The sequence below is a fragment of the Streptomyces sp. NPDC058401 genome, from assembly GCF_042722885.1.
GTDB lineage: Bacteria > Actinomycetota > Actinomycetes > Streptomycetales > Streptomycetaceae > Streptomyces.
Map to the genome: position 1 here is coordinate 1 of NZ_JBHXKA010000273.1, position 1428 is coordinate 1428.

2 protein-coding genes are annotated in these 1428 nt (G+C 71.2%); both read right to left on the reverse strand.

Going from position 1 to position 1428, the window contains the following annotated elements; all coding sequences use genetic code 11:
- Positions 1-63: 63 nt before the first annotated feature.
- A complete protein-coding gene (locus ACFWNV_RS39690) occupies positions 64-666 on the reverse strand; it encodes a phage tail protein (protein WP_383957230.1) in 603 nt (200 codons plus the stop codon).
- Positions 667-806: 140 nt separating this feature from the next.
- Complete coding sequence (locus ACFWNV_RS39695) at positions 807-1214, reverse strand: hypothetical protein (RefSeq protein WP_266955902.1); 408 nt, start codon at positions 1212-1214, stop codon at positions 807-809.
- Between the last annotated feature and the right edge of the window lie 214 nt (positions 1215-1428).

Below are 1428 nucleotides of genomic sequence, written 5' to 3' on the forward strand. Positions count from 1 at the left end.
GACCGGGTCCGCCCCGGCCGGCCGAGGGCGGCCGCCCCGCCCCCGTCAGGGCCTGTCGGCCGGTCAGACGAGCGCGTACGCGCCGTCCTTCATGACGAAGCTCGCCAGCGGCTTGTCGTCACCCGTGGTCAGGGCGGTGAAGGTGATGCCCAGCGTGGAAGCCGACTTGCGGGCCAGCTTGATGTCGTCGGAGGCGGTGACCTGGCCGCGCGGGATGTAGAAGCGGTAGGTCACGACCGAGCCGTCGGAGGCCTTGGTGTCGGTGAACTCCAGGCCGAGGGCGCGGGCGTCCGACTTCGGGGAGTCCGCGATGTCGTAGCGGTAGATGCCGTTGGACGGGGTCGCCTCGTCGGCCACCGCGCCGCCGCCCATGAAGAACGGCAGCGTCAGCTCGTTGAACTGGAGCATCGAGAACTTGATGCTCAGGTCCCGGTCGGAGTAGGTGAAGTGGACCGGGCTGACGGCCTGCCACGAGTCGACCGGCTCCAGCTTGTCCTTCTTGGAGAAGGTGACGCCGTCGGCGGTGGTGAAGCCGAGGTCCTTCCAGCCGGCGCCCCAGTCGACGTCCGGCTTGCCGGTGAAGGCCGTCGGCAGCGCGGTGCCGGCAGCGGCGACGAAGAGGCGACCGTTGCCGGCTACGCGGATCTCGGACGAGTTTCCTGCCATGGTGATGCTTCTCCTTATATAGGGGTCTGCCGGTCCGGACCCCGGATCTCTCCGGGTCCGGGTACGGCAAAGGCCCCGCCGGACGGCAGGGCCTTCGTATGGGGGGCCGGGGCGCGGGAGCACGCCCGCCGGCCGGTGCGTCAGAAGACGCTGAGGGACACCTCGATGACGCAGACGTAGCGGTTGGCGCCCCGGTAGAGGTAGTCCGGGAGCCAGCGCGGTCCGTCGTGCTCCACGACGTCGGTGAAGGTGTTCGAGCCGTACGTCTTGCCGAGCGCGGCGAGCAGGGCCCGCCGGGCGGCGTTGGCCAGCGTGTGTGCGGCGGCCTTGGTGGGCCCGTACACCTCGAACTCGATCAGAGGCATGTCCACGTGCAGGTCGCCGGTCCAGGCGCCGCCGCGCCGGTTGACCATGACGGCCCGCTGGGTGCCGTCGAATCCGGCGGGCGGGCTGACGGCGACGACGGCGGTGGACAGGGCGGGATCAGCTTGGAGGACGTCGACGACCAGGGCCTCGACGTCGGGGAAGGCACTCGGGGGAGTGGTCACGACGATTCACCTCGGGCTGATGGGTGGAAGGGGGGCTGTCGGGCGGGGCCCGGACGGGGGCGGGGGCGGACACCGCCCGACGCGGAGCGGCGGCTGCCCTCCCGGCGTTCCCGCCGGGCGCAGCTCTGCCGCTGCGCCAACTGTGACATGGTGCGTGCGCGCGCGCAACTAACTCGGGAAATCTCTGGGGCGGAGCATCCGGGCGGCCCGAACC

Coding starts and splice junctions, on each gene's coding strand:
- ACFWNV_RS39690 (WP_383957230.1), bottom strand. CDS start 666: ATGGCAGGAAACTCGTCCGAGATCCGCGTAGCCGGCAACGGTCGCCTC.